This window comes from Streptomyces sp. NPDC048411 (assembly GCF_040704695.1).
GTDB lineage: Bacteria > Actinomycetota > Actinomycetes > Streptomycetales > Streptomycetaceae > Streptomyces.
On sequence record NZ_JBEZKL010000310.1, the window covers coordinates 1 to 1,323 of the forward strand.

The 1,323-nt window shown below is 66.7% G+C and carries 2 protein-coding genes; both read right to left on the reverse strand.

From position 1 onward, the window contains the following. Positions 1 to 33: 33 nt before the first annotated feature. Positions 34 to 924: an IS3 family transposase gene (locus tag AB0915_RS39215; protein WP_326794071.1), complete on the reverse strand. Its 891-nt coding sequence runs from the start codon at positions 922 to 924 to the stop codon at positions 34 to 36. A gap of 23 nt (positions 925 to 947) precedes the next feature. Next, positions 948 to 1,235 (reverse strand): transposase, encoded by a 288-nt coding sequence (locus tag AB0915_RS39220; protein ID WP_366696193.1) that lies wholly within the window; start codon positions 1,233 to 1,235, stop codon positions 948 to 950. Positions 1,236 to 1,323: the final 88 nt, after the last annotated feature.

Genomic DNA, 1,323 nt, shown 5'->3' on the forward strand with positions numbered 1-1,323 from the left:
TGAAGTTCCCCCTGGGGCCTGGACAGCGGGTTTTTAGGCTGCGGGGGTGAGGTCCTGCCTGAGCAAGATCCTCGTTTCGAGCGGGGTGACGTACCCGTACTCGGGGTGCCTGCGGAGTCGGCTGCGGTTGTACTCGATCTCGATGTAACGGAAGACATCGGCCCGAGCGGCCTCGCGGGTCTCCCAGACGGTGGTTCCGATCTCCGCTTTGAGAACGGCGAACCAGCTTTCCGCGGCAGCGTTATCGTAACAAGAACCGACACGCCCCATCGACTGCCTCATGCGCAACTTCCGTATCTCCGTGCGGAATTCGTCACTCGTGTATTCGCTGCCGCGGTCGGTATGCATGATGCAGCCGTCCTCCAGAGTGCCGCGTCCGGCCGCCATCCGCAGGGCGGCGACCGGCAGCTCGGCGCGGTGGTGGTCGGCCATCGCCCAGCCGATCACCTCCCGCGTCGCGAGATCGATGCAGGTCGCCAGATACAACTTCCCTTCCAGCGTGACGAGTTCGGTCATGTCACCGACCAGCCGCATCCCGGGGCGGGGTGCGGTGAAGTCCCGAACGATCAGATCGGCGGCGAACACCGCCCGCTTCGCCTGCCGGGTCAGCCCCCGACGCCGGCGGCGGGTGATCCCGACGATCCGGTGCTTGCGCATCAGCCGCTCGACCTTCTTCAGGTTCATGATCCGCCCGGCCCGCCGCAGGGCGGCGTGGATCCGCGGGACCCCGTAGGCGCCGCGTGACCCGGCATGGAGTACTCGGATCTCGTTCACGAGGCGCTCCTCCTCGCGCCACGCGGCTCGACGCGCCGACGCCGTCGCCCGGTGCGCGTAGTAAGTCGAGCGCGGCACTCCCAGCGCACGGCACAGCAGCGCAACGCTGTGACCGGCGGGATTGCCGCCCGATGCCTTCTCCGCGTCGATGAAGCGGCACCGCGTGGCGGTGTCTACCTCATCTTGTCCTGCGCGAAGAAGGCGGTCGCTTTTCCCAGGATGTCGACCGTCTTCTCGAGCTCGCGGACCTTGCGCCGCAACTGGGCGAGTTCTTCACGCTCGGCGCTGGTCAGAGCCCCGGCAGACCCCTCGCCCCGGTCGGCCTTGGCCTGCTTCACCCAGCCTCGCAGACCCTCCGGGCTCACCCCCAGGTCCCGGGCGACCTCGGTGACCGTCTTGTCCGACGACAACGCCAGCGCAACGGCATCCCGCTTGAACTCCGCCGTATACCGCTTGCTCATATTGCTCTTCTTGCTCACTGCCTGTAACTGCTTCCTCCGGGACCTTCCGTCCCAGTATCAGGCTGTCCAGGTCAAAGGGGGAGCTTCA

Coding starts and splice junctions, on each gene's coding strand:
- AB0915_RS39220 (WP_366696193.1), bottom strand. CDS start 1,235: ATGAGCAAGCGGTATACGGCGGAGTTCAAGCGGGATGCCGTTGCGCTG.